This window comes from Microbacterium sp. Marseille-Q6648 (genome assembly GCF_943181415.1).
Classification (GTDB): Bacteria; Actinomycetota; Actinomycetes; order Actinomycetales; family Microbacteriaceae; genus Microbacterium.
This window is the reverse complement of sequence record NZ_CALPBZ010000002.1, coordinates 493,676-520,594: the sequence shown is the minus strand read 5'-3', so window position 1 is coordinate 520,594 and position 26,919 is coordinate 493,676. Positions and strand designations below refer to the sequence as shown.

Sequence of the window (26,919 nt, the reverse complement as noted above, 5' to 3'; positions counted from 1 at the left end):
CGCGTCCCCGGGAGGGTTCAGGGCTCGAGCGGCCAGCCGGTGTACGCCTCGGCGAGGTAGGTGCGGCCCGCCTCGGACTCGACCACCGAGCGCAGCTCGCCGAGTTGGCGAAGACGGTCGAAGTCGGACGCGTCCGGCGCAACGTGCAGCATCGAGGTCATCCACCACGAGAAGTGCTGGGCCTTCCAGATGCGCCGCAGCGCCTTCTCGGCCCACCCCTCGATGAGCCGCTCGTCTCCGCCACTGAGCAGGCTCTCGAGAGCCTGCGCCAGGAGGATCACGTCGGCGACCGCGAGGTTCATGCCCTTGGCGCCGGTCGGCGGCACGGTGTGCGCGGCATCCCCGACGATCGCCACGCGTCCGCGGCGCAGCTCGTGGGCGACGAAACTGCGGAACCGCAGCACGTCGCGCTGGAAGATCGGCCCCTCGGTCAGCGTCGTGCCCGGCACGCGCTTCTGCAGGGTGTCCCAGATCTCCGCCTCGCTGAGCGCATGCGGGTCGGCGTCGGGGTCGCACTGGAAGTACATCCGCTGCACGGTCGCCGAGCGCTGGCTGATGAGGGCGAACCCGTCGGGCGAGTTCGAATAGATGAGCTCCTCCGAGCTCGCGGGCGCCTCGCACAGGATGCCGAACCACGCGAACGGGTACTCGCGGAAGTACCCGCCGGTGTGCGAACCCGCCACGGCGACGCGCGCGTTCGAGCGGGACCCGTCGGCACCCACGACGAAGTCGGCCTCGAGCTGCAGGTCCTCGCCCTCGGCGGTTGTCGCGAACACCGAGGGCCGGTCGGTCTCGGCCCCTTCGACCCGGTCGACCGTGACCCCGAAGCGCAGATCCTGACCGGCGGCGAGGCGAGCGGCGATGAGGTCCTTCAGCGCCTCGTGCTGCGGGTACAGCCACACGCTCCTGCCGACCAGCCCGGGGAAGTCGATGCGGTGCCCGTGCCCGTCGAAGCGCAGCTCGATGCCGTCGTGCCGGGTGCCCACCGTGTGCACGCGCGAGCCCGGGATCTGCGCGAGAAGATCCACGGTCCCCTGCTCCAGGATGCCGGCGCGGATGGTGCTCTCGATCTCGTCGCGCGTGCGCTGATCGACGACGATCGACTCGATGCCGGCTTCGGCGAGCAGGTGCGACAGCAGCAGGCCGGCGGGACCGGCGCCGACGATCGCGACGCGGGTGCGGACGGTGGTGGTCATGACGTCTCCTTCGACGGGGGCGTCTCATCCTGGACCGGCGGACACGGCATCCGTCGAAGGATTCTCATTCAACGGGCTGTCGTCAGCGGCGGTAGCCCATCGCGCGCTCGATGTCCCGCGCCGCGCGGTACAGCTCGACGAGGGCGTAGTCGGTCTGCGCGTCGCGCGGGAGAACGACCGACAGCGCCGCCACGGTCGCGCCGGTCTCGTCGTGCACGGGCACGGCGATGCCGGTCGACACCTCTTCGATGTACCCGGGAGCGATGGCGTGGCCGAGGGTGCGGACCTCGTCGATTTTGCGGCGAAGGCCGGCCGGATCGGTGGGCGTCGAACGCGTGAGGGCGCGCAGGGGTGCGGCGAGGACCCGCTCCTGCAGCGCGCGGTCGGCGAAGGCGAGCAGCACGAGCCCCGACGACGACGCGTGCAGCGGGAGCCGCCCGGCGACGCGGGTGACGTTCGATCCGGATGCCGGTCCGCTGAGCCTCTCGAGGAAGAGCGCTTCATCCTGCTCGAGGATCGCCAGCTGCGTGTGCTCGCGCACGCGGGCCTGCACGCGCTCCATGAACGGCAATGCGGCCTGGCGGAGACGGAGGGCGTGGGACGAGCGGGTCGCCAGCTCCCACAGGCGCATGCCGATGCGGATGCGGCGATCGTCGTCGCGCTCCAGGAGACCGGAGTCAATGAGTTCGCCTACGATCCGGTGGGCCGAGGACGACGGGAGCCCGGCCCGGCGGCCGATCTCGGCGGCGGTCTGCGCCGTGCGCGTCGGGGTGAAGGTCTCGAGGACGCGCACGAACCGCTCGGTCACCGAGTCGCCGGAGGGGGAGTTCGCCACGACAGCATCCTGGCACGACGCGAGTCGGATTCCCATTGAGCGGGATGGCCCCCGCCACCCGCCGCCCTCACGCGAGACGATACCCACACCTGTGCCGGGGCGCGTGCGCACGCACCCCCGCCGTGCGTGGAAACCACGCACGCGGGGGCGACGTGCGCACGCGGCCCGGAAGTGGTTCACGACACCGCGTCGAAGGAGACCGATATGGACATGCCGACTGCGGCGGCGCCCGAAACCCTGCTCGCCTCACCCGACCAGCTTTCGCAGGACGAGATCACCGCCGAGATCATCGCGGTGCACGCCGACGCCGAGCGCCGCCTCGCCGCCGGCGAGCCGGTGCCGGCGACGCTGTACGACTTCCCGCCGTACCGCTCCAGCATCCTTCGCCACCCCACGAAGAACCCCAAACTCGTCGACCCCGAGACGATCGAGCTGTTCTCGCCCGCGTTCGGGCAGCGGGACGTGGCCGCGATCGAGTCCGACCTCACTCTGCAGCACTCCGGCGAGCCGCAGGGCGAGCGCATCACGGTCAGCGGCACCCTGCGCGACTCCTGGGGCCGCCCCCTTCGCAACCAGCTCATCGAGCTGTGGCAGGCAAACGCCGCCGGCCGGTACATCCACCAGCGCGACCAGCATCCGGCCCCGCTCGACCCCAACTTCACCGGCGCCGGCCGCGCCATCACCGACGACCGGGGGCACTACTCGTTCACCACGATCAAGCCCGGCGCCTACCCGTGGAAGAACCACGTCAACGCGTGGCGCCCCGCCCACATCCACTTCTCGGTCTTCGGCTCGTCCTTCACCCAGCGACTCGTCACCCAGATGTACTTCCCCGGCGACCCACTGTTCCCCCTCGATCCCATCTACAACACCATCCGCAGCCAGAAAGACCGCGACCGCCTCATCGGCGTCTACGACCACGATCTGACCGTGCCCGAGTTCTCGATGGGCTACCGGTTCGACATCGTGGTCGACGGACCCGACGCGACCTGGTTCGAGCAGGAGGACGACCACGCATGAGCGTTCCCCCCAAGACCCACGCACCCACCCCGGGCCAGACCGTGGGTCCGTTCTTCGCCTACGGGGTCGAGTACCCGAAGATGCACGAGGTCGCCTTCCCGCACTCGCCGGGCGCGATCATCCTGGAGGGCCGCGTCTTCGACGGCAACGGGCACCCGATCCCCGACGCGTTCATCGAGATCTGGACGCCGGACGCCGACGGCTCGGTGCCGCGCGGACGCGGATCGTTCCGCCGCGACGACCACACCTTCACCGGCTTCGGCCGCGCCTTCACGAACGACGAGGGGCACTGGGAGTTCTGGACGCGCAACCCCGGCGCGCACCCGGGGTCTGCTCCCTTCATCGCCGCCATCGTCTACGCGCGCGGACTCCCGAACAAGCTGCACACCCGCATCTACCTCCCCGACGACGCCGCGGCGCTCGCCGCCGACCCGTTCCTCTCGTCGCTGACCCCCGACGAGCGCGATAGCCTCATCGCATCGCGCACGCCTGACGGCGGACTCCGCTTCGACATCCGACTGCAAGGCGAGAAGGAGACCGTGTTCCTTGCCTTCTGACGCTTCGTCCCGCTCCGCCGGCTCAGCGCCCGGTGGCGCCCGGATGCCGGACGCGGCGGCCGGTGCCGTCGCGAACGCAGCGCCCGGTGGCGCCCGGATGCCGGACCCGGCGCCCGGTGGCGTGGCGGCCGCTGCGCAAGGAAGCTCCGAGACGAGGCGAGACGTCGGCCTGCTGACGCCGGTCACGGTGGGACACGACGACGCCGTGAGCGACACCGCCGTCCTCGACGCGCTCGTGACGGCGGAGGTCGCGCTGGTCCGCGCGTGGGCCGAGACCGGCGCCGCGCCCGCCGAGGCGGCCGTCGCGGTGACCGAGGCATGCCGTGCGCACGGCATCGACCCCGCTGAGCTCGCCGCCGCCGCGGTCGCGGGCGGGAACCCCGTGATCCCGCTCGTCCCGAGGCTGCGCGCCCTCGTCGACACTCGCGCCCGTGCGTGGGTGCACCGGGGAGCGACGAGCCAGGACATCCTCGACTCCGCCCTCATGCTGGTCGCACGCGAGGCCGGCGCGCGCATCGCGGCATCGCTGAGCGAGGCCGAGAGTCATCTCGCCGCGCTCGCGCGCGCCCAGCGCGACACGGTGGCCGCCGCCCGCACCCTCGGGCAGCACGCCGTGCCGACGACAGTCGGACTCCGCGCGGCGACGTGGGTCGCCGGCATCCGTCGTGCTCGCCATCGCCTCGCCGGCGCCGTCGCAGGTCTTCCCGCACAGCTCGGCGGAGCCGCGGGAACGCTGGCCGCCTTCGTCCACACCGCCGAGCACGAGCTCGGTGCCGCGGTGGCCGGACAGGTCGCGACGCGACTTCCGGGTCTGTTCGCCGCCGAACTCGGGCTCGCCGCGCCCGAGGCGCCGTGGCACACCACGAGATGGCCGGTCACCGAGCTGGGCGACGCGCTCGTGCAGGCGACCGACGTGCTCGGCGTCCTCGCTGCCGACGTCGCCACCCTCTCGCGCACCGAGATCGGCGAACTCGCCGAGGGGTTCGCCGGCGGGTCGTCGGCGATGCCGCAGAAGCAGAACCCCGCGGCATCCGTGCTCGTCCGCTCCGCCGCGATCCGCGCACCCCATCTGGGTGCCACCCTGCACACCGCCGCCGCGCTCGCCGTCGACGAAAGGCCCGACGGCGCCTGGCACGCCGAGTGGCCGGCGCTGCGGGAGCTGCTTCGACTCGCGCTCGGGGCGTCCGCCACCGCCGCGCGGATCGCGGCGGGCCTGCGTATCGACACGAATGCCGTCGCACGGAACCTCGCCGCCACCGGCGGGCTCATCGTCGCCGAGCGGCTGGCGGCCGTGCTCGCCCCGCGGATCGGCGGCGACCGGCTCGCAGCGATCCTGGGCGAAGCCGCCGATGGCGGGAGCCTCGCCGATCTGCTTCGCGCCGAGCCGGGGCTGGATGACCTCGACCAGGCCGACCTGCTCGATCCCGCCTCGTACACGGGGCTCGCCGGCGTGCTCGTCGACCGCATCGTGCCGGACACCGGCCCTCCCGCGCCGCCCGCCGACGCCCTTGTGCCGGACACCGGCCGTCCGGCGCCGGACGCCGGGGCCCTCTCGCCCGACGCCGCGCCGCCCTCGCCCGACGCAGGGGCCCTCTCGTCCGACGCGCCGCCCTCGCCCGACGCGGCGCCGCCCGCGCCGGAGCAGACGGCATGATCCGCCTCACCCTCACCGATCCGGTCGGACCCGACGGTGCGCCGCTCCTCGTCCTCGGGCCGTCCCTCGGCACGTCGACGATCCTGTGGCAGAACGCCATGCCGCTGCTCGCCGAGCGCTGCCGTGTGACCGCGTGGGACCTGCCCGGGCACGGCGCGTCAGCACCGGCATCCGAGCCCTTCGGTGTCGCCGACCTCGCCGACGCCGTCGCCCTCGCGGTGCGCGACCTCGGCGAGACGTCCGTGCTCTACGCGGGTGTGTCGCTCGGCGGCGCCACCGGCCTCGAGCTCGCGCTGCGGCATCCGGACCTCGTCCGCGCGGTCGTCATCGTCGCCTCCGGCGCTCAGCTGGGCGAGCCGTCGGCCTGGAATGACCGCGCGACGCTCGTGCGCGAGCAGTCGACGTCGGCGCTCATCGTGCCGTCGGCGACGCGGTGGTTCGCACCCGGGTCGATCGAGCGCGAGCCCGAGCTGTCGGGGCGTCTGCTTCATGCCCTGCGCGACGCCGACGCCGAGAGCTACGCCCGCTGCTGCGAAGCGCTCGCGGACTACGACGTGCGCGCGCGACTGGGCGAGATCCGGATGCCGCTCCTGGCGCTGTGGGGCGAGCACGACGCCGTCGCGCCGCAGGCCAAGGCCGACGAGATCGCCGCGGGCGTCGCGGACGGCCGCTCCGAGATGCTCGCGGGAGTCGCGCATCTCCCGCCGGCCGAGGGCCCCGCTGCGACCGCCGCCGCGGTCCGGCGCTTTCTGGATGACCTGGAGGACTGACGATGCCGGAATCCACCGCCCGCCCGCACGGCGAGGGCCTCACCGACGGGGAGCGCTACACGCAGGGGATGGGCGTGCGTCGCGAGGTGCTGGGCGACGCGCACGTCGACCGCGCCGGCGCCGGGACGACCGAGCTCACGGCCGACTTCCAGGACCTGATCACGCGCTATGCGTGGGGCGACATCTGGTCGCGTCCCGGGCTCGCCCGGCGCGAGCGCTCGGTCGCCGTGCTGACGGCGCTCATCGCCCTGGGCCACCATGAGGAGCTGGCGATGCACCTGCGCGCGGCCCTGCGCAACGGCCTCACCGTCGACGAGGTGCGCGAGGTCATCCTGCAGTCCGCGGTCTACTGCGGCGTGCCCGCGGCCAACACCGCCTTCCGCATCGCGAACGACGTCTACGGCGAGGCCTGACCCGCACCCGCCGAGCGGGGCGGTCAACCCCGCGAGCGTAGAGGGGCCCCGTGCGCACGCGCCCCTCGCGTGCGTGAATCCCCCGCACGCGAGGGGCACGTGCGCACGCGGCCCCGGGGCGAGTGGGTGAGTTGGCCGGCGCGGCTCCGATCCCGCCGGCGCGGCTCAGATCGGCGGTCGCGGCTCAGATCCGGCGGGCGCGGCGCACGTACTCGGCGTACACCCCCGCGCTCGGCTTCGGCGTGCGCGCGAAGGTCTCGCGGTCGACCTCGTGCAGCCCGAGCTTCGGCCCGTAGCCGAAGATCCACTCGAAGTTGTCCATCAGCGTCCAGTGGCAGTACCCGATCACGGGGACCCCGGCGGCGATCGCCTCGGCCAAGGCGTCCAGGGACGGTTCGATGAAGGCGGCGCGGATGCTGTCGTCCGGCGTGCTGACCCCGTGCTCGCTCACGAGGATCGGAACCCCGCTGACCTGGTGGGCGTACACGACGGCGCCGCGCAGTGAATCCGGGTCGACGGGCGTGCCCATGCCGTTGAGGACCGCGCCCGCGGGAGCGTCGACCAGGCCGTCGGGGCCGTAGGTGAGGCGCTCGTAGTTCTGGACGCCGACGAAGTCGTCGTCGGCGGCGAGGCGGAGCCAGTAGTCGTAGACCTCGGCGCGCTTGCGATCGCGGAGCTCCTCGCCGCCGTCGATCGCGACGTCATCGCACATCGCCAGCGACAGTCCGACGGGCAGCTCGGGGCGGCGTTGCTTGATCGCGGCCTTCCCTGCCACGTGCGCCGCGGTCATGCCCGCCCGCATGCCGGCGAAGTCCTCGCGCAGCATGACGTTGCCGGCGCGGTACCGCTCGACCCCCGCCGCCTCGCTCGCGGCCTGCAGCGTGCGACGCTCCAGCTCCACGACGAACTCGGGCAGGTGGGCCCACGTGAGCATCTCGGGAAGGTCGGGCTCGTTGAAGGTGACCGCGAGTCGGATGCGGTCGCCGACGCGATCCATGACCGCGCCGCAGTAGCGGGCGAACAACTCGGGGGCGGCGTCGTTCAGCCATGCGCCCTTGGCCGCGAACCAGTGGGGAGAGGTGAAGTGGTTGAAGGTCACGATCGGCGCGAGCCCGCGCGCGAGGCATCCGTCGACCACGGCTTCGTAGTGCGCGAGCGCCTCGTCCGAGAACTCGCCTTCCGACGGCTCGATGCGCGCCCACTCGACCGAGAAGCGGTAGGCGGTGAGGTTCATGCCGGCCACGAGGTCGAGGTCGGACTCCCACAGCTCCCAGCCGTTGGCGGCCCTCCCCGAGCGCTCCTGGAAGACGGTCGGCGTGACGTTCTCGAGGAACCAGGTGTCGCTGTCGACGTTGTCGCCCTCGTTCTGGTGCCCGGCGGTGGCCACACCCCACAGGAAGTCGGCGGGGAAATCGGGGGAAGCGGTCATGACGGTCCTCTCTGGTTCTCGGCGTCGAGACCATTACATCCTGACCTACTTGTTCATTAAATGAAAGTCTGTTTCACTAGGAAAAGTCCGCACGGGCTTGTCCGTTAGGCGTTCGTTAACGATGGGCCCCGTGAATCCGAATGGCCAAACCGGCCGCTGCGGGTCACTCTGGACCGGAGGATCGCTCCCGACGACGATCCGCGACACCGCAGTCCGCACAGCACACCGATCACAGGAGATCAGGATGTCTCGTACAACCACAGCACGAAGCGCCGCCGCCGTGGCGGCGGTCGCCGCATCGGCGCTCGCTCTCAGCGCATGCACCGGATCCGCCGGCGAAGGCGGCAGCACCGGCGAGGCCGCCGACACCTCGGTCCTCGTCGTCGGCGTCGATTCCGACCAGGCCGCGCTCGGCTACGACCCGCTGCGCTACGGCTCGGGCCAGCGCATGTTCTTCGAGGGGGTGTACGACTCCCTCTTCCTGCTCGACGCGGAAGGCCAGGTCGTCCCCGACCTGGTGACGAACTTCGAGTACAACGAGGACCAGACCGAACTCACCCTCGACCTCGACACCGCCGCCACGTTCGCCGACGGATCGACGGTCACCGCCGATCTGGTCAAGCAGAACCTCGACTTCCGCGGCGACCCCGACCTCTCGGCCTACAGCGGCTTCGCAGAAGGCGGCGAGCAGGAGATCTCCGAGGTGACGGTCGTCGACGAGGACACCGTGACCCTGGCGTTCGGCGCTCCCCAGCCCGGCTTCGAGGCGAACCTCGTCCTGCCCGCCGGCGCCATCGTCGGCCCCGCGGGCGTCGCCGACCGCGGCAGCCTGGATGCGACCGCCGACGGCTCCGGCCCGCTAGAGGTCGACGGCGAGGCCTCCATCAAGGGCAACTCGTACCTGCTGGTCAAGAAGGACGACCACCCCGACGCCGGCGACTACCCGTTCGAGTCGTACGAATTCCGGCCGATCCTGGACCCGCAGGCGCGGGTGAACGCCGCCATCTCGGGCGAGGTCGACCTCGCCTTCATCACCAGCGCGACGCAGCAGCAGGTCGAATCGGCAGGCATCGGACTCGTCGCGAACGGCGGGGTCGTTCAGAACCTCCTGCCGTTCGACAAGAACGGCTCGCTCGCGCCGCAGTGGGAGGACCCGCGGGTATGGAAGGCGCTGTCGATCGCGATCGACCGCGAAGCGTACGTCAACGCCGTCCACCCCGGCGACATCCCCACGGCCAACGCCCTCCCCTCCGACAGCCCCGGCTACGTCGAGGAGTTCGAGGACGAGTACGCGTACGACCCCGAGGCCGCCAAGGCGCTGCTGGAGGAGGCGGGCTACGGAGACGGCTTCTCGTTCGACTTCACGATCAGCCAGCAGAGTCAGCGCGATCTCGAGGCCATCCAGCCGTACTGGGCCGAGATCGGCGTCGATGTCACGCTGAAGAACGCGTCCTCGACCGAGGAGATCTTCGCGGCGGTGCAGACCACCCCCCTCGGCGGTCCGATCGCCCTCACCTGGACGAACCCTCCGGGCAACGTCTTCGGCGTGATGTTCGGCTTCGCCAACTTCCACAAGGCCGAGAACCCCGCGATCCAGGCTGCAGCCGGAGCGTACGGTCAGGCAGCCGGCACGGGCGACACCGACGCGCAGGAGGCTGCGCTGATCGACCTCAACACCGCTATCGTCGAGTCGGGATGGCTGATCCCCCTGTTCGAGCAGCTGTCGCCGTGGGCCTACAACGAGTCGGCCGTGCAGGAGCCGTCCTTCCCCGGAACGGACTCGTTCCCGATCCTCTCGACGCTCCAGCCGGCGTCCTGACCCGCCTCCGGTGCGGCGGCCTCCGGGTCGCCGCACCGGACACCAGGGAGTGATGATGCTCACCTTCGCACTCAAACGGATCGCCTTCGCGATCCTCACCCTCGTCGTCGCGACCGTGCTCGCGTTCGTGCTCGTCCACCTTTCGGGCTCGACCCCCGGCGGCGTCGCCCTCGGTATGGCGGGCACCCCGGAGCAGGTGGAGGCCTACAACATCGAGGTGGGGTGGTACGACCCGTGGGTCGTGCAGTACCTCGGCTGGGTCGGGCAGGTGCTCCAGGGCGACCTGGGCGTATCGCTGATCGACGGTCGTGACATCGGGGACGATATCGCCAAGCGGCTGCCGGTGACCGCGGCGCTGGCGGTGTTGGGCACGCTCTTCAGCGCGGTGATCGGCATCACGATGGGTGTCGTCGCCGCTGTCCGCGGTGGCGCGGTGGATCGCGCGATCACCGCGCTCTCCGGCATCCTGCTCTCGCTCCCGGCCTTCTGGGTGGGTGTGCTGCTGGTCTTCATGTTCGCGGTGCAGATGCGACTGCTGCCGGCGACGGGCTTCGTGCCGCTGGCGACGAACCCCGAGGCGTGGGCGCGGTCGCTGGTGCTGCCGGTGCTGACCATCGCCATAACCTCGGCGGCGGGCCTGGCCCGGCAGACGCGCGCGTCGATGGGCGAGGCCCTCGCGCAGGAGCACATGCGCACGCTGCGGGCGGTGGGCACTCCGACGTGGCGGATCGTGTACGTCCACGCCCTCCGCAGCGCGAGCCTGCCGATCCTGGCCAGCGTCGCGATCCAGTTCATCATCCTGTTCGGCGGCTCGGTCATCATCGAGGTGCTGTTCGCCCTGCCCGGCATCGGGCAGGCCATGCAGGCCGCGGTGGGCTCCGCCGACCTTCCCTTCGTGCAGGCGCTCGTGCTCGTGGCCACCCTCGTCGTGGTCGTGGTCAACCTGGCTCTGGAGTTCCTCAACCGCGCCCTCGATCCGAAACTGCGTGCATCATGACCGTCGACACCACTTCGATCCTGCGCCTGCGGCGTCCTCAGCGCCGCATCGGCGGGCGCGTGCTGCGCTCGCCGGCGGCCGTGCTGTCCATCGTCTGGCTGGTGGGGCTGATCCTCGCCTCGCTCACGTCGCCGTGGTGGCTTCCGTACGGTCCGCTCGAGCAGGATCTCTCGGCGGTGCTGCAGGGCCCGTCGTGGGCGCACCCGCTCGGCACCGACGAGCTCGGCCGTGATCTGCTGTCGCGGATCGTCACCGCTGCGGCTCCGACGCTGCTGATCGCGGTGATCACTCCGATCGTCGCGGTGCTGGTGACGGTCCCGGTGACACTGTGGGCGGCGCGGTATGCGCGAGCCGAGGGCGTGGTCAACCGGATCAGCGAGATCGTGCTGTCGCTGCCGGGCACGGTGATCATCCTGGCGTTCATCGCCGCGGTCGGCACGAACATGCCGCTGGTGATGGTCGCGTTCGGTCTGCTGCTGTTCGGAGCGCTGTACCGGGTGTTCTTCGGTCAGGCGAAGTCGCTGCATCAGCAGCTGTATGTCGAGGCGGCGGCGGTGGATGGGGTGAGGCCGATGACCGCGAGCCTGCGCCACGTCCTGCCGAACATGTCGACCACCGTCATCGTGCAGTTCGTGCTTCTGTTCGGCGCGGCCATCGGGCTGCAGGCGGGGCTGGCCTTCATCGGCCTCGGCCCGCAGCCGCCCGAGCCCACGTGGGGCGGGATGGTGCAGACCGCGTCGCAGTTCATCTTCCAGCAGCCGTGGATGATGATCCCCACCGGTGGGGTCCTGGCGCTGACCATCATCGCCGCGAATTCTCTCGCCGACATCCTCGCCGGCGGCACGGCGATGCCGCCGTCGCTCGTGTCGCTGCGACGCAAGAAGCTGCCCGCCGACGACACCCCGCACGCCGCCGCCACGGCGCCCGCCGACCACTCGGCGCCCGCCGACCACTCGGCGCCCGCCGACCACTCGGCGCCCGCCGACCAGACGGCGCCCGCCGACCACTCGGCGCCCGCCGACCACACGGCGCCCGCCGCTGCGTCCGTGGACGCCGACGCATCGCTGGTCGTGCAGGACCTGGTCATCGGGGTGGACGACGGCCCGGTGCTGGTCTCGGGCGTCTCACTGCGAGTGGGCCGCGGAAAGGTACTCGGCCTGGTGGGCGAGTCGGGCTGCGGCAAGAGCGTCACCTCGTACGCCATGCTCGGGCTGCTCGCCCCGGGCCTGTCGGTGCGGTCCGGGCGCATCCGGTGGAACGGCGCCGACCTGGTCCGCGCGGACGAGAAGGCGCTGCAGCGCGTACGCGGGCACGAGATCGCGTTCATCTCGCAGGAGCCCACTCGCGCGCTGGACCCCATGTTCACCGTGGGCTGGCAGCTGAGCGCTTCGGTCAAGCGGCTGCGGGGTGTGGGCGGCGGCGAGGCCAAGCGCATCGCACTGCAGCTGCTCACCGATGTCGGCATCGTCGACCCGCCCCGCGTGCTGCGCAGCTACCCGCATCAGATCTCAGGCGGCATGGCGCAGCGCGTGGCGATCGCGCTGGCCCTGTCGGGCAAGCCGAAGCTGCTCATCGCCGATGAGCCCACCACGGCGCTGGATGTCACGGTGCAGGCCGAGATCCTCGCACTGCTGCGGGGGCTCGTCGCCGAGCGCGACATGTCGGTGATCCTGGTCACCCACGACCTGGGTGTCGTCGCGGATCTGTGCGACGACGTGGCCGTGATGTACGCGGGCCAGATCGTCGAGTCCGGCGCGGTCCGCGACGTGCTGATGCGTCCCGAGCATCCGTACACGATGGCGCTGCTGGCCGCTGACCCCCACGCGATCATCGACCTGGAGGGCACCACCCGTCTGGCCTCCATCCCCGGGCAGGTGCCGTTGCCGGGCTCGTGGACGACGGGGTGCCGCTTCGCGGCCCGCTGCAGATTCGCCACGGACGAGTGTCGCACCGAGATCCCCCTGCTCCCGCGCGCGCAGGGCGAGGGCGGGGTGCGATGCGTCCGCCGCGACGAGGTGCGGGGACGGCAGGAGGAATGGCGCAGGCCCGTTCCCGTCGGAGGAGAGCTATGAACACCGCAACGCCCGCACGCGCGACCCCGGATGCCGCGACCGCACCGCTGCTGCAGGTCGAGAACCTGTCCATCCGCTACGGACGAAAAGGACACCTCGCCGTCGAGGACGTCTCGTTCACGATCGGACGAGGCGAGACCCTCGGCCTGATCGGCGAGTCCGGGTCGGGGAAGACCACCATCGGCCGCGCGATCCTCGGGCTGGTCCCGGTCACCAGCGGCCGCATCGTCTTCGAGGGCCGCGACATCACCCACCTCAGCGCCGCGCAGCGCCGCACGCTGCAGGGCGACCTGCGGGCGGTGTTCCAGGACCCGTTCTCGTCGCTGGACCCCCGGCGCCCGATCGGCGACGCGCTCACGGCCCCGCTGCGCGTGGCCGGCGTTCCCGCGCGCGAACGCTCCGCACGCGTGCAGGCGGCGCTGGACTCGGTCGGCCTCGCGCCCGGCTCCGAGGAACGCTATCCGCGCCAGTTCTCGGGCGGCCAGCGTCAGCGCATCGCGATCGCCCGCGCCCTGGTCACCGACCCCCGCCTGGTCGTCTGCGACGAGGCCGTCAGCGCACTGGACCTGTCCACCCAGGCGCAGGTGCTGAACCTCCTGTCGGACCTGCGAGCAGGCGCCGACCTCGGCTACCTGTTCATCGCCCACGACATGGCCGTCGTGGAGTTCCTCGCCCAACGGGTCGTGGTGCTCAACCGCGGCCGCATCGTCGAGCAGGGCGACACCCTCGAAGTCATGCGGGACCCCCAGCATCACTACACCCGGGTCCTCATGGCCGCCTCCCCCGTTCCCGACCCCGACGAGCAGGCCCGTCGGCGCGAGGCATGGCGCGAGCTGAAAGCGTCTGCCCCCGCAGCCTGAGCCCCCCGCCGCGGCCGCCCTGGCGCCGCGACGTCAGTGGAATGTCGCGTCGACCAGAGGCGACAGCTCCATGGCGGTCTCGCGGAATGCCGTGACCATCGGGTTGGGGCTGTCGTTCAGGCTGCACAGCACGATGGTCGCCGGTTCGATATCGGTGATCGGGATGAACGACAGCTCCTCGCGGCGGTAGTGCTGGCTCGCCGACTGGCCGGCGATGTTCACGCCCGCCCCCGCGGCCACCAGTTCGAGGAGCCCCTCGACGCTGTCGGCCGTCGGGCCGCGCTGGGGCCGCGAACCGTCCGGACGCGGATCGACGAGCCACCAGTCGACGACGTCGGACGGGCCGTTGGCGACGGAGACGAACTTCTCGTCGCCGGTGTCGAGGATCGAGATGCCCGCGCGCCCGGCGAAGCGGTGGTCGGCGCGGACGACCAGCACACGAGGTTCGCGCCACAGCGGCTCCGCGCGCACGCGAGGTGGCAGCCGCATCGGCCACGGGGCGAACACCACGTCCACCTGACCCGTCTCGAGCTCCTCGGCGACGTCGAAGAATCCGAGCCGACGCATCTCGATGCGCGCCTGCGGCACCGACTGCATCGTGGCCGCGATCGCCGCCGTCGTGAGCGTCCCCGCGCCGGCGGCCACGACGCCCACCCGCAGGACGGGCGCGTCACGGTCACGACGGATCGAACGGCCCCAGCTCAGCAGCTGATCGTGGTCGTCCTGCACCCTGCGAGCCAGCGGGAGCAGCTCGCGGCCCCGAGCCGTGAGCTCCACCTTGCGGGGGTTGCGATCGAAGAGCTTGACGTCCAGCTGATGCTCGAGGCGACTGATCTGCTGGCTCAGCGAGGGCGGGGTGATGCTCAAACGCTCCGCCGCGCGACCGAAGTGCAGCTCTTCGGCGAGCACGCAGAAGTAACGGATCACATGGATGGGTACGTCCATGGCCAGATCTTAGCCTGAGGCTAACGCCGGGTAGGAAGCTCGAACTTCCTGTCCACCCGTCCTCCCGCGAGACTTGACGAGTCTGGAGCGCCGAACCGGAATGATCCGAGCGCCCCTCTGCCTAACGGCATCCGTGAACTTACAAGGAGGTAAGCATGACCACTTTTCCTGCCGCCGACCCCGACAAGGTGCCTTTCGCCGGCATCCTCCCGGCCGCACCCAAGCCCTACGTGCTCGGCAACGGTCAGGGTGAGAAGTCGATGGTCTTCGACCAGCTCTTCGAGATCCTCGCCTCGGGTGATGAGACCGACGACCAGTACGGTGCGTGGACCATGAAGGCCCCTCGTGGCGACCGGATCCCGGCGCACATCCACCACCGCACGCACGAGTTCTTCTACGTCGTCGACGGCGAGATCACCGTGTGGATGGACGACCAGGCCGACTACCACAGCAAGACGACCCTCGTCACCGGCGACTTCGCGTTCGTGCCCATCGGCATCGTGCACGCCTTCAAGATCGAGAACACCACCACGGTCTTCGGTGCGGGCAGCGCCGGCTTCGAGCGCTTCTTCCACGCCATCGGACAGAAGACCGACGCGACCGAGCCGCAGGGAGTGTTCGTGCCGGACTTCGCCGTCATGCGTGCCGCGGGTGAGAAGTACTGGACGCAGTTCATGCCCGAGTTCCAGTTCCGCGACTGAGGCCGTGCCCGCGATCCTCGACGTCGACTTCGCGCAGCCGGAAGGGTTCCGGCCGCTTTCGCTCGACCTGCGTACGCCCGGCACCGCCGCCGCCCCCCTCGTCGTGTTCCTGCACGGCGGGGGGTGGCTGCGCGGCAGCCGCAAGGTCTTCACGCCCGGCATCAGCGACGCGCGCTCGTTCGACCGGATCGTCGACGCCGGGTTCGCCGTCGCATCGTGCGAGTACCGGCTGAGTGGCGAGGCGCGCTTCCCCGCGCAGCTGGAGGACGTGGACGCCGCACTCGCATGGCTGAGCGCGAACGGGGCGCAGTACGGGGTCGACGCATCCCGCGTCGTCCTGTGGGGAGTGTCGGCGGGAGCCACCCTCGCCGCGCTGACCGCACTCGACCGCGACGACATCGCCGGCGTCGTGGACTGGTTCGGGCCCACCGACCTTTTCGCGATGGCTGCGCACGACAGCGCCCGTCCGGGTGGCGGCGATGCGCTCGAAGACACGCGCGAAGCGCGGTGGCTCGGCGCGCCCGCCTCGCAGCTGCCGGATGCCGCGCGGCGAGCCTCGCCGGTCCTGCAGGTGCACCCTGGCGCGCCCCCTTTCCACATCTCGCACGGCACGGCCGACGAGCACGTGCCGATCGCGCAGAGCGAGGCCCTGGCCGAGGCACTGCGCGCTGCGGCCGTGCCGGTCGATTTCCACCCGGTGCCGGACGGCCGTCACTTCTGGCAGGGACTGGGGGACACCGACGCGCTGTTCGACCGTGCCCTCGCCTTCGCCCGCCGCGTCACCGCCGGCTGAACCCGAACCGCGCGCACGACCTCGAGAGGACCACCATGACTCACGCGACGATGATCGCCCCCTTGCATCCGACCGACGCTGCGCCGTTGCTGCGCCGCGAGTTCGCGCTCGACGAAGGCCACGGCGCGGTCGCCCGGGCGACGCTGCGTACGAGCGCTCTCGGTGTCGTCGAGTCGTGGGTGAACGGCATCCCGACCTCGGACGAGCTGCTCGCGCCCGGATGGACGAGCTACGAATGGCGCGTGCGGGTCATCGAGCACGACGTGACGGATGCCGTCACCGAACGCACGGTCATCGCCCTGCGGCTCGGCAACGGTTGGTATCGCGGGTGGCTCGGGTTCACCGGCCAGCGCGCGGTGTACGGCGACGAACGCGCCGGCTATGCCGAGCTGGAAGTGCAGTTCGCAGACGGCCACGTGCAGACGGTCGGAACCGATGGCTCGTGGCGGGCGTCGACGGGCGAGGTTCTCGCCGACGATCTCTACAACGGCGAGACCATCGACGCGCGGCTCGGGGACTCGGGCTGGCAGCATCCCGGGTTCGACGATTCCGGCTGGGATGCCGTCGCGACGGTCGAGGTCGACCCGCAGCGGCTCGTCCCCCGCACCTCGCCCGCGGTGCGGCGGCTGGGCGAGCGCGCCGTCGAGCGCATCTGGACGTCGCCCGCCGGGAAGACGCTCGTCGACTTCGGCCAGAACCTCGTCGGCTTCGTGCGGGTGCAGGTCTCGGGACCGGTCGGCACCGAGATCGTGCTGCGTCATGCCGAGGTGCTCGAGCACGGCGAACTCGGCACGCGCCCCCTGCGGCGCGCCGAGGCGACCGATCGCTTCATCCTGTCGGGCGGCGACGACGTGTTCGAGCCGACGTTGACCTTCCACGGCTTCCGGTACGCCGAGGTCACCGGCTGGCCGGGCGACCTCGACCCGTCGGCGCTCACCGCCGTCGTGGTGGGCACCGATATCGAGCCCATCGGATCGTTCGCCTGCTCGAATCCCGAGCTCGACCGACTGCATGAGAATGTCGCCTGGGGCATGAAGGGCAACTTCCTGAGCGTCCCCACAGACTGCCCCCAGCGCGACGAGCGCCTGGGCTGGACCGGCGATCTGGCCGTGTTCGCCCCGACCGCCGCGTTCCTCGGCGACGTCGAGTCGTTCCTGGCCGACTGGCTCGTCGACGTCGAGCTCGAGCGGCGGGCGACCCCGGAGCGCTCCGTGCCCGTCGTCGTGCCGAATGTCATGAAGTATCTCGACACCGGCTTTCCCGAGCCCGGCGCGACCGCCGTATGGGGCGACGCTGCGGTGTGGGTGCCGTGGGCGCTGTGGCAGGCCTACGGGAATGAGCGGACGCTGCGCGAGGCCTACCCGCTCATGACCGCGCACACCCGCAGCGTGGCCGCCGCGCTGGCTCCCGACGCCGTCTGGGACACCGGCTTCCAATTCGGTGACTGGCTCGACCCGGACGCCCCCGCCGACGACCCGGGCAAGTCCAAAGCCCCGGCCGAAGTGGTGGCCACGGCCAGTGCGTTCCGGACGGCGACGATGGTGGCGGAAGCCGCCGAGATCCTCGGTGAGTCCGCGGACGCGGCGGAGTTCGCCGCCTTGCGGGACCGCATCGGCGAGGGGTTCCGCGCCCGGTACGTGCGGGACGGCCGCGTCGAGAGCGACAGCGCCACCGCGTACGCGCTCGCGATCGCCTTCGGACTCCTCGACGACGCCGACCGCCGGAGAGCAGGCGACCGCCTCGCCGAACTCGTGCGTGCGGCGGACCATCGCATCAGCACCGGCTTCGCCGGAACCCCGTTCGTGTGCGACGCGCTCACCACGACGGGGCACCTCGACGACGCCTATGCCCTGCTGCTGCAGCGCGAAGCGCCGTCATGGCTGTACGCCGTCACGATGGGTGCGACCACCATCTGGGAGCGCTGGGACTCGATGCTGCCGGACGGCTCGATCAACCCCGGCGAGATGACCTCCTTCAACCACTACGCGTTCGGCGCTGTCGCGGACTGGATGCACCGCACGGTCGGCGGACTCGCGCCGCTCGAACCCGGCTACCGTCGCATCCTGATCGCGCCGCAGCCCGGCGGCGGGATCACGTGGGCCGAGACGGGTCTGCAGACCCCCTACGGACGCGCGGCGGTGCGGTGGGATCTCGGGGATGCCGGAATGCGCGTCGAGGTCACCGTGCCCGCGGGGGCCGAGGCCGTGCTGCGACTTCCGGGGCGGAAGGAAGAAGTCCTCGGTGCGGGCACCCACGTCCGCGCCTCGAGTGAAGGAGTGATGGCATGACAGAGACACACGACGTGGCGTTGCAGGGTGGCGGTCACGACTTCCGGGTGCGGGTCTATCCCGCTTCCGAGCCGAACGGCGCGATGCTCGTCTGGCTGCACGGCGGCGCGTTCATGTTCGGGACGCTCGAGATGCCCGAAGCCGATCAGGTCGGCCGGCGTCTCAGCGCCGCCGGCATCACGGTGGTCTCGGTCGACTACACGCTGGCGCCCCTCGACGCGCTCGAGGTGCTCGGCCCGCCCGACCCCGACGCGGACATCCCCTCTCCCGAAGAGATCCGCGCCGAGATGGAGGCGGCGGGCCCCCGGGCGCGCTTCCCGGTCGCAAACCTGCAGATCGTCGCCGCCTTCGACTGGGCGGTGGAGAACGCGCGCACCTACGGTGCGGACCCCGAGCGCGTCTCGCTCGGCGGTGCGAGCGCCGGCGCGAACCTGTCTGCGGGTGCCGCGATGCGGCTGCGCGACCGCGGTACGACGGCGCCACGCGTGCTCGCGCTCGTCTACCCGTCGCTTCACGACGGCATCCTCGACCCGAACGACGAGACCGCCGAGCTTCTCGAGGGCGTTCCGCCGGCGCGCCTGTTCACGCCCGAGAGCCGGGCGGCGATAAACCGCAACTATCTGCCCGACGGTCACGACCCCGACGGTTACGCGTTCCCGGGCGGACACGACCTCGTCGGCCTGCCGGAGGTGCTGATCGTCAACGCCGAGCTCGACAGCCTACGGCCCTCGGGCGAGGCGTTCGCGGCCGAGCTGGCGGCGGCGAGCGTCGACGTCCGGGTCGTGCGCGAGCGCGGCGCGATGCACGGCTATCTCAATGAGATCGGCCACCCGGCGGCGGAGCACACCCTGCAGCTGCTCGAGCATGCCGTCCGGGCACGGTGACGACTCAGGTCGCGCGCAGCAGTCGCGAGATCTCGTCGGCCGTGGTTCGCAGCCGGGTCAGCAGCGGGCCTCGGAGCGACGCGACGTCATGACGCGACGAGGCGACCGCGATATTGATCGCCGCCGCGGGCTTGGCCGCATCGCGGCCGAAGACCGGCACCGACACCGATCGAAGTCCGGCCGCCACCTCCTGATCCTGCAGCGAGTAGCCCTGCTCGCGAATCGATGCGAGCCGTTCACGCAGCTCTTTCAGCGATCGTGCGGCGTTGGGGCCGGCATCCGCCCCGAAATCGTGGGTCGCGAGCGTCGACTTCAGCTCGGCCTCGCTGAGGTAGGCGAGCAGCAGCTTGCCCATCGAGGTGTAGGCGGCCGGCAGGGTGGAGCCGACCTGGATGTTCGCGGTCACCAGGTCGGAGTTGCGCAGCCGCGCGAGGTAGAGCACCTGGTCGCCGACGAGTACGCCGAGGTTGACGGTCTCGCCGGACTCCTCGGCGAGGTGCCGCAGCGGCTGCTCGCTCAGCTGGACCAGGCTCGATCCGCGCAGCGCGGCCGAGCCGAGCAGCAGCACGGAGACGCCGGGACGGATGCTGCCGTCGGGCAGGCGTTCGAGATAGCCGCCCTCTTCGAGGGTCGCCACCACCCGGAACGCGGTGGGCATCGGGATGCCGGTGCGGTCGCAGATCTCGCGGAGCTTGAGTGTCGTGACCGTCTCGTCGAAGAGCCGCAGCACATCGAGCCCCTTCGCGAGGGCCTCGATGCGATAGCGGCTGCCGGTCTTGGCTGCTTCTCCGCCCACCTCAGCGGACTCGTCGGCTTTCATGGTGTGAAACCGTATCTCTTGCGACGGGGCGGGGCAATCTCACCCGACCCGGAACACCCGCAGCTGCAGCGCAAGGGTTCCGTAGTAGCCGACGAGCGCCGTGAGCTCGTAGACCCCCTCGGGGCCGAGGGCTGCGGATGCCGCACCCCACTCGTCGTCGGACAAATCGCCGTCCAGGAGTGCCGACACGGTGACGCCGACGATGTGCTCGTCGTCGCCGAAGACCGAGACGTCCTGGGCGCGGATCGCGCGGAGGTCGTCGTCGCTGAAACCTGCGGCGAGGGCGACCGGCTCGTGCGACTCGCGCTCGAAGGCGCTGTCCCAGCGGGCTGCCACGAGGAGGATCGCGAGCTCGCGCTGGCGGTCGGTGAGGGCGGTGCGGTAGCGGATCGCGGCGCCCAGCTCCTGCTGCGCGGCGCCGACGGCGGGGGAGCGGAGCATCAGATCGAACGGACCGCGCAGCGACCCGTCGGGCGCGCTGAGGGCGAAGTGCTGGGGCCCGCGAGATCGGGGCCCCGACGTGATCGCGGTGTACAGGGCGCTCTGCTCCGTCGTCAGTTCGGCGGGCGCGAGGCCTCGGACGCGCGGCGGCATGCTGACCTCACTTCTGCGACGCGAACCGCCGCGATTGACACGCCCCACTCTAGCGGTTATGTTCATTCAGCGAAACCAACTTTCGCTCTGTAAATCGCGAAGAGGCAGGGAAGCCGCATGTCGACCACGTCCGAAGCGTTGACCACGCACGACCCGAGCTCCGCCGCGGACTGGCTGGGCCTGAACGGCGCGCGCGTTCTCATCGCCGGCGCCGGCGGCATCGGGGGTGCCTGTGCTCGCGCCTACGCCGGAGCCGGCGCACGGGTGGCCGTCGTCGACCGCGATCAGCGCACGCTCGACGCACTCGGTGGCGAGCTCGCGGCCGCCGGCGCGGCGTACCAGCTGATCCAGGCAGACCTCACCGAGCACGGCGCAGGCGACCGCGTCGTCGCGGAGGTCGTCCGGCGTCTCGGCGGGCTCGACGTCATGCTGCACGCGGTCGGCATCAACGACCGTCGCCCGATCCTGGAGTTCACCGAGGACGAATGGGACCACATCCTTCGCGTGAACCTCTCGTCGGTCTTCGGCCTCGCCCAGGCGGCAGGACGACACATGGTCGCCCAGGGCTACGGCCGCGTGCTGGCTTTGTCGAGCGTCTCGGGGCTGCTGGCCCACCACTCGCACGGCCCGTACGCCGCGTCGAAGGGCGGCATCAATCAGCTGCTGCGCGTCATGGCGCGGGAGTGGGCGTCGTCCGGTGTGACGGTCAACGCGCTCGCCCCCGGATACATCGAGACCCCGCTCACGGCGGGTGAACTGGCCAAGCCCGGCAAGCGCGCCGACCTCGAAAGCCTCGTGCCCGCCGGCCGCCTGGGCACCCCCGACGAGCTGACCGGGCCCGCGCTGTTCCTGTCTTCGCGTCACGCCGGGTTCATCACCGGCCACGTGATGTACATCGACGGCGGCCGGACGCTGGTCTGAGACGACGAAGGACGATAGGAGAGACATATGACCGACTCCACACCGCAGATCTACCCGCGCTTCGCGGGCAAGACCGTGCTCGTCACGGGTGCCGGCACCGGCTTCGGTGCCGAGATCGCCGTGCGCGCCGCCCAGGAGGGCGGGCGCGTCGCCGTGCACTACCGCTCGTCGAAGGCGGGCGCCGAGAAGACCCTCGAACGCATTCGCGAAGCCGGCAGCGACGGCATCCTCGTGCAGGGTGACATCGGCTCGTGGGCCGAGATCAAGCGCATGGCCGACGAGGTCTTCGCCGCGTTCGGGGTGCTGGACGTGCTCGTCAACAACGTCGGCGACGTCTCGAGCGAGCAGATGTCGTGGCGCGATCTGACGCAGGAGGCGCTCGACGCGGTCGTCGACGTCGACGTCAAGGGCACGCTGCTGATGACGCACGAGTTCGGCGAGCGCATGCTCGAGCAGGGCCACGGCAACATCATCAACGTCGGCTCGACGGTGATCGTGCGCGGGTCGCCCCGCGCCCCGCAGTACGCCGCGGCGAAATACGCAATCCTCGGGATCACCAAGTCCTACGCCAAGGTGCTGGCCCCCGCGGTGCGCGTCAACACCTTCGCGCCCGGCTTCATGGAGACCGAGCGGCTGCTCGAACGCGAGGACTGGAAGAGCGGCCGGCGCGAAGTCCTCATCTCGCAGACGCCGATGGGCGTCATCCCGCCACCCGAGTTCGTCGCCGGAACGTGCCTGTGGCTCGCCACCGACGAGTCCGCCCACCTCACCGGCGGGTACCTGCTCGCCGACGGCGGCTTCAACATGGTCGGCGCCTGAGCGCCGACGCCGAACCAAGGAGAAACATGAAACTCATCACCTTCGACGGCGGCCGCGTGGGTCGTCTCGAGCTCGAAGAGGGCGTGGTCCTCGAACTGGACGTGCCCTCGACCCGCGAGTACTTCGAGCGCGGCGGCGACGTCCGCGAGACCGGCGAGCGGCTCGCCTACGCCGACGTGAAGCTCGAGGCGCCCATCCGCCCCAAGAAGTTCTTCCACACAGCCGGCAACTTCGCCGACCACCACAACGAGCTCACCGCCGTCGACTGGTCCCACCCGGTGCACAAGGGGATCGTGTTCTTCCAGAACGTCGACGCGATCATCGGACCGGACGACGACATCGTCTACCCCGAGGGCCTCACGAAAGAACTCGACTACGAGCTCGAGCTCGGCATCATCATCGGCAAGCCGGGCAAGTTCTTCGGCCCCGACGAGGCGGACGACTACATCGCCGGGTTCACGGTGTTCAACGACATCACCGCGCGCGACATCCAGCGCAAAGAGATGGAATCGGGTGTCTTCTCCTTCTCGAAGGGCATCGACACGTTCTGCCCGATCGGCCCGTGGATCGTCACGCGAGACGAAGTTCCCGACATGCACGAACTGCCGATGCAGCTGCGCGTCAACGGCGAGGTGCGCCAGCAGGGCAACACGAACCAGACCCGCATCAAATTCCCTCACCTGGTGGCCTACCACTCGCCGCAGATCTACAGCGCGGGTGACATCATCACCACCGGCACGATCTCGGGCGTGGCCGCGGTGCAGCCGAACCCCTTCGACTTCTACCTCAAGCCCGGCGACGAGATCGAGGCCGAGATCACCGGCATCGGGACCCTCCGCAACACCGTGATCTCGTGGGAGGACCGCTACGGCGAGCCCGCCCCGCAGCGGGTCGACTGGTGAAGCTCGCCAATCTCGCCGGCCGCGCCGTCCTCGTCCTCGAGGCCGGCGCGGTCGACGTCCACGACGCCTCGGACGGCCGCTTCGGTCCCGACCCGCAATCGCTGTTCGACGAGTGGGAGGGGTTCGTCGCGTGGGCTTCGGCCGTCCGTGAGGACCCGGCCCGGTCGTCGGGTGCCGGCGATGCCGCGCGCCAAGACTTCGACATCGCTCGGCTGGGAGCCCCGGTCCCGCGCCCGCGCCAGGTGTTCGCCATCGGCCTGAACTACGCCGAGCACGCGGCCGAGGCCGGATACCCGCCGGATTCCATGCCGGTGACGTTCACGAAGTTCCCGACATCGATCGTCGGTCCGGATGCCGTGGTCGAACTCCCCGAGGGCAACGTCGACTGGGAGGTCGAGCTCGTCGTCGTCATCGGGCCCGAGGCCCACCGCGTCGACCGCGAACGGGCGTGGGATCACGTCGCCGGTCTCACCATCGGCCAGGACCTCTCGGAGCGGATCACCCAACTGCAGGGCTCGGCACCCCAGTTCAGCCTCGGCAAGTCATTCCCCGGCTTCGGTCCGACCGGGCCGTGGCTGGTCACGCCCGACGAGTTCGCCGACAAGGACGACCTGGCGATCGGTTGCTCGCTCTCGGGCGAGGGCATGCAGTCCTCGCGGACGTCGATGATGCTCTATGACGTGCCCGAGCTGATCGTGCGCCTCTCGGCGGTCTGCCCCCTCCTGCCTGGCGACCTCATCTTCTCGGGCACCCCGTCGGGGATCGGCAACCGCCGCACCCCGCCGCGGTTCATCGGGCCGGACGACGTCCTCGTCAGCGAGATCGAAGGCATCGGCGCCCTGACCACGCGGTTCACCGCCGCACGGTGAGCCGGCGACGGGAGACGGTCGGATGAGCACCTGCCGCGAGCTTCGGGTGGAGTACCTGCGTGCGCCGATCGGCGTCGGCACGCGGCATCCGCGCTTCTCGTGGATCGTCGACCACCGTCAGGAGGGGTACGAGCTTGAGGTGGCGACCGCGGGTGGCACCGTCTGGGCGACCGGCGTCGTCGAGAGCGCCCAGATCTCCCTCGTCGCCTACGGCGGCGAAGAGCTCGCCTCGAACACCGCCTACACGTGGCGGGTGCGCAGTCGCACGCCGGGCGGGTGGACGCCGTGGGCGTCCGCCGCGTTCGACACGGCCCTGCTCGACCCCGAGGACTGGACCGCCGAGTGGGTGGAGCCTGCGCAGCAGGACGCGGTCGTCGAGCGGTGGAGCATCCTCGACTGGATTCGCGGTCTCGGACCCGACACGCCGCCCGAGGAGCGGCTGCGCCCGCCCCAGCTGCTGCGCCAGCGGTTCACGGTGCGCGAAGGGCTCGTGCGCGCACGGCTCTACGCGACCGCGCGGGGGGTCTACTCGGCATTCCTCAACGGACGACGCGCCGACGACCAGGTGCTCGCTCCCGGGTCGGACGCCTACGAGCACCGTATCTCGGTGCAGGCCTACGACGCGACCGATGCGCTCGCCGCCGGCGAGAACGTGCTCGGCATCGCGCTCGCCGACGGCTGGTGGGCCGGACGACTGGGCCTCACCGGGTCGAGCGCGCAGTTCGGCACGCGCACCGCGGCGATCTGGCAGCTGCATCTGGACTACGGCGACGGCGCTCGCGAGGTCGTCGCGTCGGGTGAGGATGCGCGCAGCGCGGTCGGGCCCTGGGTGTACGCCGATCTCTTCGTCGGCGAGCACTACGACAGCCGCCGCGTGCCGATCGGATGGGATCGTCCCGGCTTCGACGATGCCGACTGGATGCCGGTCACCACACCCGGCCATGATCGCGGCGTCCTGCGCCCCTTCACCGGCGAGCCCATCCGCCGGGTGCGCGAGCTGCCGGCGCTCACGGTCACCCCGACGCCGGAGGGTGCCGTCGTCGACTTCGGACAGGTCATCGCCGGCCGCGTGCGCCTGCGGCTGCGCGCAGCATCCCCCGGTCAGCGCATCCGGATCGAGCACACCGAGACGCTGGCGGTCGACGGGACCTGGTTCGACAACATCGCGGGCATCAACAAGGAGCAGACCGACGTCTACGTGGCGGCCGGCGATGATGTCGTCGAGTGGGAGCCGGAATTCACATTCCACGGCTTCCGCTACGCGCGGGTCTCAGGACTGAGCGCACCCCTCGACGCCGCCGACATCGTCGCCGTCGTGATCGCGAGCGACCTCGAGCAGACCGGTTCGTTCGCCACGTCCGACGTGCGCCTGGACCGGCTTCATCAGAACGCGGTGTGGAGCCAGCGCGGCAACTTCCTGTCGGTGCCCACCGACTGCCCCCAGCGGGAGCGGGCGGGCTGGACCGGCGACCTTCAGGCATTCGTCGGCGCGGCGAGCAACAACGCCCAGGTGGTGCCCTTCCTCGCGCGGTGGCTGGACAACCTGCGCGCCGACCAGCTGCCGGACGGCCGCATCCCCATCTTCTCGCCGCGTTCGCCCTTCGACGCCGAGGCCGCTGCAACGACGCAGGGTATCGGCGCGATCGTCGCGTCCGCGGGGTGGAGCGACGCGATCGCGACGGTGCCCTGGGTGCTGTACGAGCGATTCGGCGACCGGCGCGTGCTGGAGGACAACGAGGAGGCGCTTCGTCGCTGGATCGAGTACCAGCGGACGGCCGCGGCAGCCGAGCTGCCGTCCTCGCTGGAGGCCGAGGAGCTGACGCCCGAGCGGCGGCGCAGACAGGCGCTCCTCTACAACGCCGGTCTGCACTTCGGTGACTGGCTGACTCCCAGCACGATGGAGGGCAAGCCCGTCCACGAGGCGATCATGATCGCCCCGGCGCTCACCGGCGAACTCGTGGCGCCGATGTTCCAGGCGCAGACGCTGACGATCGCGGCGCGCATCGCGCGGGTACTCGACCGGGACGACGCCGACGACCTCGCCGCGCGCGCGAACCAGGTGCGGGCCGCCTTCGCGGCGGAGTACATCGACGATCGCGGCGACCTGCCGGTCCGGCTGCAGGGAGTGTACGTCCTCGCGCTGGCCTTCGACATGGTGCCTCCCGAGCGGCGGCCGGCGGCGGCGGCGCGGCTGGTCGAGCTCGTCCGGGCGCGCGGCGATCGCCTCGACACCGGGTTCCTCTCGACACCCCACCTGCTGGACGTCCTGTGCGATCACGGCTATCCGGATGTGGCGCGGACGTTGCTCTGGCAGTCCGAGATGCCGTCGTGGCTGTACGAAGTCGATCGCGGTGCGACGACCTTCTGGGAGACGTGGGACGCCATCGCGCCCGACGGCTCGATCCGGCCCATGTCGATGAACCACTACGCTCCCGGCAGCGTCGACGACTGGCTGTACCGGCGCGTCGCCGGCATCCGGCCCACCTCGCCGGGCTACCGCACCGCCGTCATCGAACCCGCTGTCGACATCGGCGTGGGTCGCGTGTCGGCGCACGTCACGACCCCCTACGGGCGCCTGGCCGTCGCCTGGAGCCGGGCAGGAGGCGCGATCTCGCTGGAGGTCGACGTCCCCCACGGCGTCTCAGCCGAGCTCCGCCTCGGCGGCGACACGGTCCCGCTCCCGGCCGGGACCAGCGTCCACGAGCGGCCGTCGTTCGCTCCCGCCTCTCCCCGCTGAGTCCGAGGGGTCGCGTGCGCACGC

The 26,919-nt window shown here is 71.0% G+C and carries 24 protein-coding genes; 18 read left to right on the top strand and 6 right to left on the bottom strand.

What is annotated here, in order from left to right; all coding sequences use genetic code 11:
* Positions 1-17: 17 nt before the first annotated feature.
* Both NFR93_RS09870 and NFR93_RS09865 read right to left on the bottom strand, forming a co-directional pair.
* Complete coding sequence (locus tag NFR93_RS09870) at positions 18-1,196, bottom strand: 4-hydroxybenzoate 3-monooxygenase (RefSeq protein ID WP_251452689.1); 1,179 nt, start codon at positions 1,194-1,196, stop codon at positions 18-20.
* Positions 1,197-1,278: 82 nt separating this feature from the next.
* Positions 1,279-2,031: an IclR family transcriptional regulator gene (locus NFR93_RS09865; RefSeq protein WP_251452686.1), complete on the bottom strand. Its 753-nt coding sequence runs from the start codon at positions 2,029-2,031 to the stop codon at positions 1,279-1,281.
* A 204-nt stretch (positions 2,032-2,235) separates the two neighbouring features.
* Between NFR93_RS09865 and pcaH the strand changes: the two genes are divergently transcribed.
* The 5 genes from pcaH to pcaC are packed head-to-tail and all read left to right on the top strand — an operon-like array spanning position 2,236 to position 6,445.
* A complete protein-coding gene (pcaH, locus tag NFR93_RS09860; protein ID WP_251452683.1) occupies positions 2,236-3,051 on the top strand; it encodes a protocatechuate 3,4-dioxygenase subunit beta in 816 nt (271 codons plus the stop codon).
* Positions 3,048-3,608, top strand: a complete 561-nt coding sequence (pcaG, locus tag NFR93_RS09855) for a protocatechuate 3,4-dioxygenase subunit alpha (protein WP_251452680.1) — start codon at positions 3,048-3,050, stop codon at positions 3,606-3,608. Before pcaH ends, pcaG begins: the two co-directional genes overlap by 4 nt.
* A 43-nt stretch (positions 3,609-3,651) precedes the next feature.
* The gene (locus NFR93_RS09850; RefSeq protein WP_251452679.1) at positions 3,652-5,262 is read left to right on the top strand and encodes a lyase family protein; all 1,611 of its coding nucleotides are present in this window, start codon (positions 3,652-3,654) and stop codon (positions 5,260-5,262) included.
* Positions 5,259-6,032 carry an alpha/beta fold hydrolase gene (locus tag NFR93_RS09845; protein ID WP_251452677.1) on the top strand — a complete coding sequence of 258 codons (774 nt, stop codon included), beginning with the start codon at positions 5,259-5,261 and terminating at the stop codon, positions 6,030-6,032. The genes NFR93_RS09850 and NFR93_RS09845 overlap by 4 nt, the downstream gene beginning before the upstream one ends.
* Positions 6,033-6,034: 2 nt before the next feature.
* A complete protein-coding gene (gene pcaC, locus NFR93_RS09840) occupies positions 6,035-6,445 on the top strand; it encodes a 4-carboxymuconolactone decarboxylase (RefSeq protein ID WP_396653783.1) in 411 nt (136 codons plus the stop codon).
* Positions 6,446-6,629: 184 nt separating this feature from the next.
* Here the strand turns inward: pcaC and NFR93_RS09835 are convergent, their stop codons facing one another.
* Positions 6,630-7,874, bottom strand: coding sequence for a glycoside hydrolase family 1 protein (locus tag NFR93_RS09835; RefSeq protein WP_251452675.1), 1,245 nt, complete (start codon positions 7,872-7,874; stop codon positions 6,630-6,632).
* Positions 7,875-8,118: 244 nt separating this feature from the next.
* Between NFR93_RS09835 and NFR93_RS09830 the strand changes: the two genes are divergently transcribed.
* The 4 genes from NFR93_RS09830 to NFR93_RS09815 are packed head-to-tail and all read left to right on the top strand — an operon-like array spanning position 8,119 to position 13,622.
* Positions 8,119-9,693 (top strand): ABC transporter substrate-binding protein, encoded by a 1,575-nt coding sequence (locus NFR93_RS09830; protein ID WP_251452672.1) that lies wholly within the window; start codon positions 8,119-8,121, stop codon positions 9,691-9,693.
* A gap of 55 nt (positions 9,694-9,748) precedes the next feature.
* Positions 9,749-10,690, top strand: coding sequence for an ABC transporter permease (locus tag NFR93_RS09825; RefSeq protein WP_251452669.1), 942 nt, complete (start codon positions 9,749-9,751; stop codon positions 10,688-10,690).
* Positions 10,687-12,762 (top strand): dipeptide/oligopeptide/nickel ABC transporter permease/ATP-binding protein, encoded by a 2,076-nt coding sequence (locus NFR93_RS09820; RefSeq protein ID WP_251452666.1) that lies wholly within the window; start codon positions 10,687-10,689, stop codon positions 12,760-12,762. The genes NFR93_RS09825 and NFR93_RS09820 overlap by 4 nt, the downstream gene beginning before the upstream one ends.
* The gene (locus NFR93_RS09815; protein WP_251452663.1) at positions 12,759-13,622 is read left to right on the top strand and encodes an ATP-binding cassette domain-containing protein; all 864 of its coding nucleotides are present in this window, start codon (positions 12,759-12,761) and stop codon (positions 13,620-13,622) included. Before NFR93_RS09820 ends, NFR93_RS09815 begins: the two co-directional genes overlap by 4 nt.
* Before the next feature lie 33 nt (positions 13,623-13,655).
* On the opposite strand, the gene NFR93_RS09810 is transcribed toward NFR93_RS09815, so the two are convergent.
* A complete protein-coding gene (locus NFR93_RS09810) occupies positions 13,656-14,567 on the bottom strand; it encodes a LysR family transcriptional regulator (RefSeq protein WP_251452649.1) in 912 nt (303 codons plus the stop codon).
* 155 nt (positions 14,568-14,722) lie between these two features.
* Here NFR93_RS09810 and NFR93_RS09805 point away from each other — a divergent pair, with 155 nt between their 5' ends.
* From NFR93_RS09805 to NFR93_RS09790, 4 genes are read left to right on the top strand one after another with little or no spacing between them, the layout of a single operon-like run.
* On the top strand, positions 14,723-15,268 hold the full coding sequence (locus NFR93_RS09805) for a quercetin 2,3-dioxygenase (protein ID WP_251452648.1): 546 nt from the start codon (positions 14,723-14,725) through the stop codon (positions 15,266-15,268).
* A gap of 4 nt (positions 15,269-15,272) precedes the next feature.
* On the top strand, positions 15,273-16,061 hold the full coding sequence (locus NFR93_RS09800; protein ID WP_251452645.1) for an alpha/beta hydrolase: 789 nt from the start codon (positions 15,273-15,275) through the stop codon (positions 16,059-16,061).
* A 35-nt stretch (positions 16,062-16,096) separates the two neighbouring features.
* Complete coding sequence (locus NFR93_RS09795; protein ID WP_251452642.1) at positions 16,097-18,349, top strand: family 78 glycoside hydrolase catalytic domain; 2,253 nt, start codon at positions 16,097-16,099, stop codon at positions 18,347-18,349.
* Complete coding sequence (locus tag NFR93_RS09790; RefSeq protein ID WP_251452639.1) at positions 18,346-19,233, top strand: alpha/beta hydrolase fold domain-containing protein; 888 nt, start codon at positions 18,346-18,348, stop codon at positions 19,231-19,233. Before NFR93_RS09795 ends, NFR93_RS09790 begins: the two co-directional genes overlap by 4 nt.
* A 4-nt stretch (positions 19,234-19,237) precedes the next feature.
* Here NFR93_RS09790 and NFR93_RS09785 read toward each other — a convergent pair whose 3' ends face one another.
* Positions 19,238-20,053 (bottom strand): IclR family transcriptional regulator, encoded by an 816-nt coding sequence (locus tag NFR93_RS09785; protein WP_251452636.1) that lies wholly within the window; start codon positions 20,051-20,053, stop codon positions 19,238-19,240.
* Between the two features lie 39 nt (positions 20,054-20,092).
* A complete protein-coding gene (locus tag NFR93_RS09780; RefSeq protein ID WP_251452634.1) occupies positions 20,093-20,647 on the bottom strand; it encodes a carboxymuconolactone decarboxylase family protein in 555 nt (184 codons plus the stop codon).
* A gap of 117 nt (positions 20,648-20,764) precedes the next feature.
* Here NFR93_RS09780 and NFR93_RS09775 point away from each other — a divergent pair, with 117 nt between their 5' ends.
* From NFR93_RS09775 to NFR93_RS09755, 5 genes are read left to right on the top strand one after another with little or no spacing between them, the layout of a single operon-like run.
* The gene (locus tag NFR93_RS09775) at positions 20,765-21,568 is read left to right on the top strand and encodes an SDR family NAD(P)-dependent oxidoreductase (RefSeq protein WP_251452632.1); all 804 of its coding nucleotides are present in this window, start codon (positions 20,765-20,767) and stop codon (positions 21,566-21,568) included.
* Between the two features lie 27 nt (positions 21,569-21,595).
* On the top strand, positions 21,596-22,387 hold the full coding sequence (locus NFR93_RS09770) for an SDR family NAD(P)-dependent oxidoreductase (protein WP_251452630.1): 792 nt from the start codon (positions 21,596-21,598) through the stop codon (positions 22,385-22,387).
* A 26-nt stretch (positions 22,388-22,413) separates the two neighbouring features.
* Positions 22,414-23,289 carry a fumarylacetoacetate hydrolase family protein gene (locus tag NFR93_RS09765; RefSeq protein WP_251452627.1) on the top strand — a complete coding sequence of 292 codons (876 nt, stop codon included), beginning with the start codon at positions 22,414-22,416 and terminating at the stop codon, positions 23,287-23,289.
* A complete protein-coding gene (locus NFR93_RS09760; RefSeq protein ID WP_251452615.1) occupies positions 23,286-24,158 on the top strand; it encodes a fumarylacetoacetate hydrolase family protein in 873 nt (290 codons plus the stop codon). The genes NFR93_RS09765 and NFR93_RS09760 overlap by 4 nt, the downstream gene beginning before the upstream one ends.
* A gap of 22 nt (positions 24,159-24,180) precedes the next feature.
* Complete coding sequence (locus NFR93_RS09755) at positions 24,181-26,895, top strand: alpha-L-rhamnosidase (protein ID WP_251452612.1); 2,715 nt, start codon at positions 24,181-24,183, stop codon at positions 26,893-26,895.
* Positions 26,896-26,919: the final 24 nt, after the last annotated feature.

Excerpts from the sequence above, each read along its gene's own strand:
- NFR93_RS09870 (WP_251452689.1), bottom strand. The coding sequence starts at position 1,196 with ATGACCACCACCGTCCGCACCCGCGTCGCGATCGTCGGCGCCGGTCCC.
- pcaH (WP_251452683.1), top strand. The coding sequence starts at position 2,236 with ATGGACATGCCGACTGCGGCGGCGCCCGAAACCCTGCTCGCCTCACCC.
- pcaG (WP_251452680.1), top strand. The coding sequence starts at position 3,048 with ATGAGCGTTCCCCCCAAGACCCACGCACCCACCCCGGGCCAGACCGTG.
- NFR93_RS09850 (WP_251452679.1), top strand. The coding sequence starts at position 3,652 with ATGCCGGACGCGGCGGCCGGTGCCGTCGCGAACGCAGCGCCCGGTGGC.
- NFR93_RS09845 (WP_251452677.1), top strand. The coding sequence starts at position 5,259 with ATGATCCGCCTCACCCTCACCGATCCGGTCGGACCCGACGGTGCGCCG.
- pcaC (WP_396653783.1), top strand. The coding sequence starts at position 6,035 with ATGCCGGAATCCACCGCCCGCCCGCACGGCGAGGGCCTCACCGACGGG.
- NFR93_RS09835 (WP_251452675.1), bottom strand. The coding sequence starts at position 7,874 with ATGACCGCTTCCCCCGATTTCCCCGCCGACTTCCTGTGGGGTGTGGCC.
- NFR93_RS09830 (WP_251452672.1), top strand. The coding sequence starts at position 8,119 with ATGTCTCGTACAACCACAGCACGAAGCGCCGCCGCCGTGGCGGCGGTC.
- NFR93_RS09825 (WP_251452669.1), top strand. The coding sequence starts at position 9,749 with ATGCTCACCTTCGCACTCAAACGGATCGCCTTCGCGATCCTCACCCTC.
- NFR93_RS09820 (WP_251452666.1), top strand. The coding sequence starts at position 10,687 with ATGACCGTCGACACCACTTCGATCCTGCGCCTGCGGCGTCCTCAGCGC.
- NFR93_RS09815 (WP_251452663.1), top strand. The coding sequence starts at position 12,759 with ATGAACACCGCAACGCCCGCACGCGCGACCCCGGATGCCGCGACCGCA.
- NFR93_RS09810 (WP_251452649.1), bottom strand. The coding sequence starts at position 14,567 with ATGGACGTACCCATCCATGTGATCCGTTACTTCTGCGTGCTCGCCGAA.
- NFR93_RS09805 (WP_251452648.1), top strand. The coding sequence starts at position 14,723 with ATGACCACTTTTCCTGCCGCCGACCCCGACAAGGTGCCTTTCGCCGGC.
- NFR93_RS09795 (WP_251452642.1), top strand. The coding sequence starts at position 16,097 with ATGACTCACGCGACGATGATCGCCCCCTTGCATCCGACCGACGCTGCG.
- NFR93_RS09790 (WP_251452639.1), top strand. The coding sequence starts at position 18,346 with ATGACAGAGACACACGACGTGGCGTTGCAGGGTGGCGGTCACGACTTC.
- NFR93_RS09785 (WP_251452636.1), bottom strand. The coding sequence starts at position 20,053 with ATGAAAGCCGACGAGTCCGCTGAGGTGGGCGGAGAAGCAGCCAAGACC.
- NFR93_RS09780 (WP_251452634.1), bottom strand. The coding sequence starts at position 20,647 with ATGCCGCCGCGCGTCCGAGGCCTCGCGCCCGCCGAACTGACGACGGAG.
- NFR93_RS09775 (WP_251452632.1), top strand. The coding sequence starts at position 20,765 with ATGTCGACCACGTCCGAAGCGTTGACCACGCACGACCCGAGCTCCGCC.
- NFR93_RS09770 (WP_251452630.1), top strand. The coding sequence starts at position 21,596 with ATGACCGACTCCACACCGCAGATCTACCCGCGCTTCGCGGGCAAGACC.
- NFR93_RS09765 (WP_251452627.1), top strand. The coding sequence starts at position 22,414 with ATGAAACTCATCACCTTCGACGGCGGCCGCGTGGGTCGTCTCGAGCTC.
- NFR93_RS09755 (WP_251452612.1), top strand. The coding sequence starts at position 24,181 with ATGAGCACCTGCCGCGAGCTTCGGGTGGAGTACCTGCGTGCGCCGATC.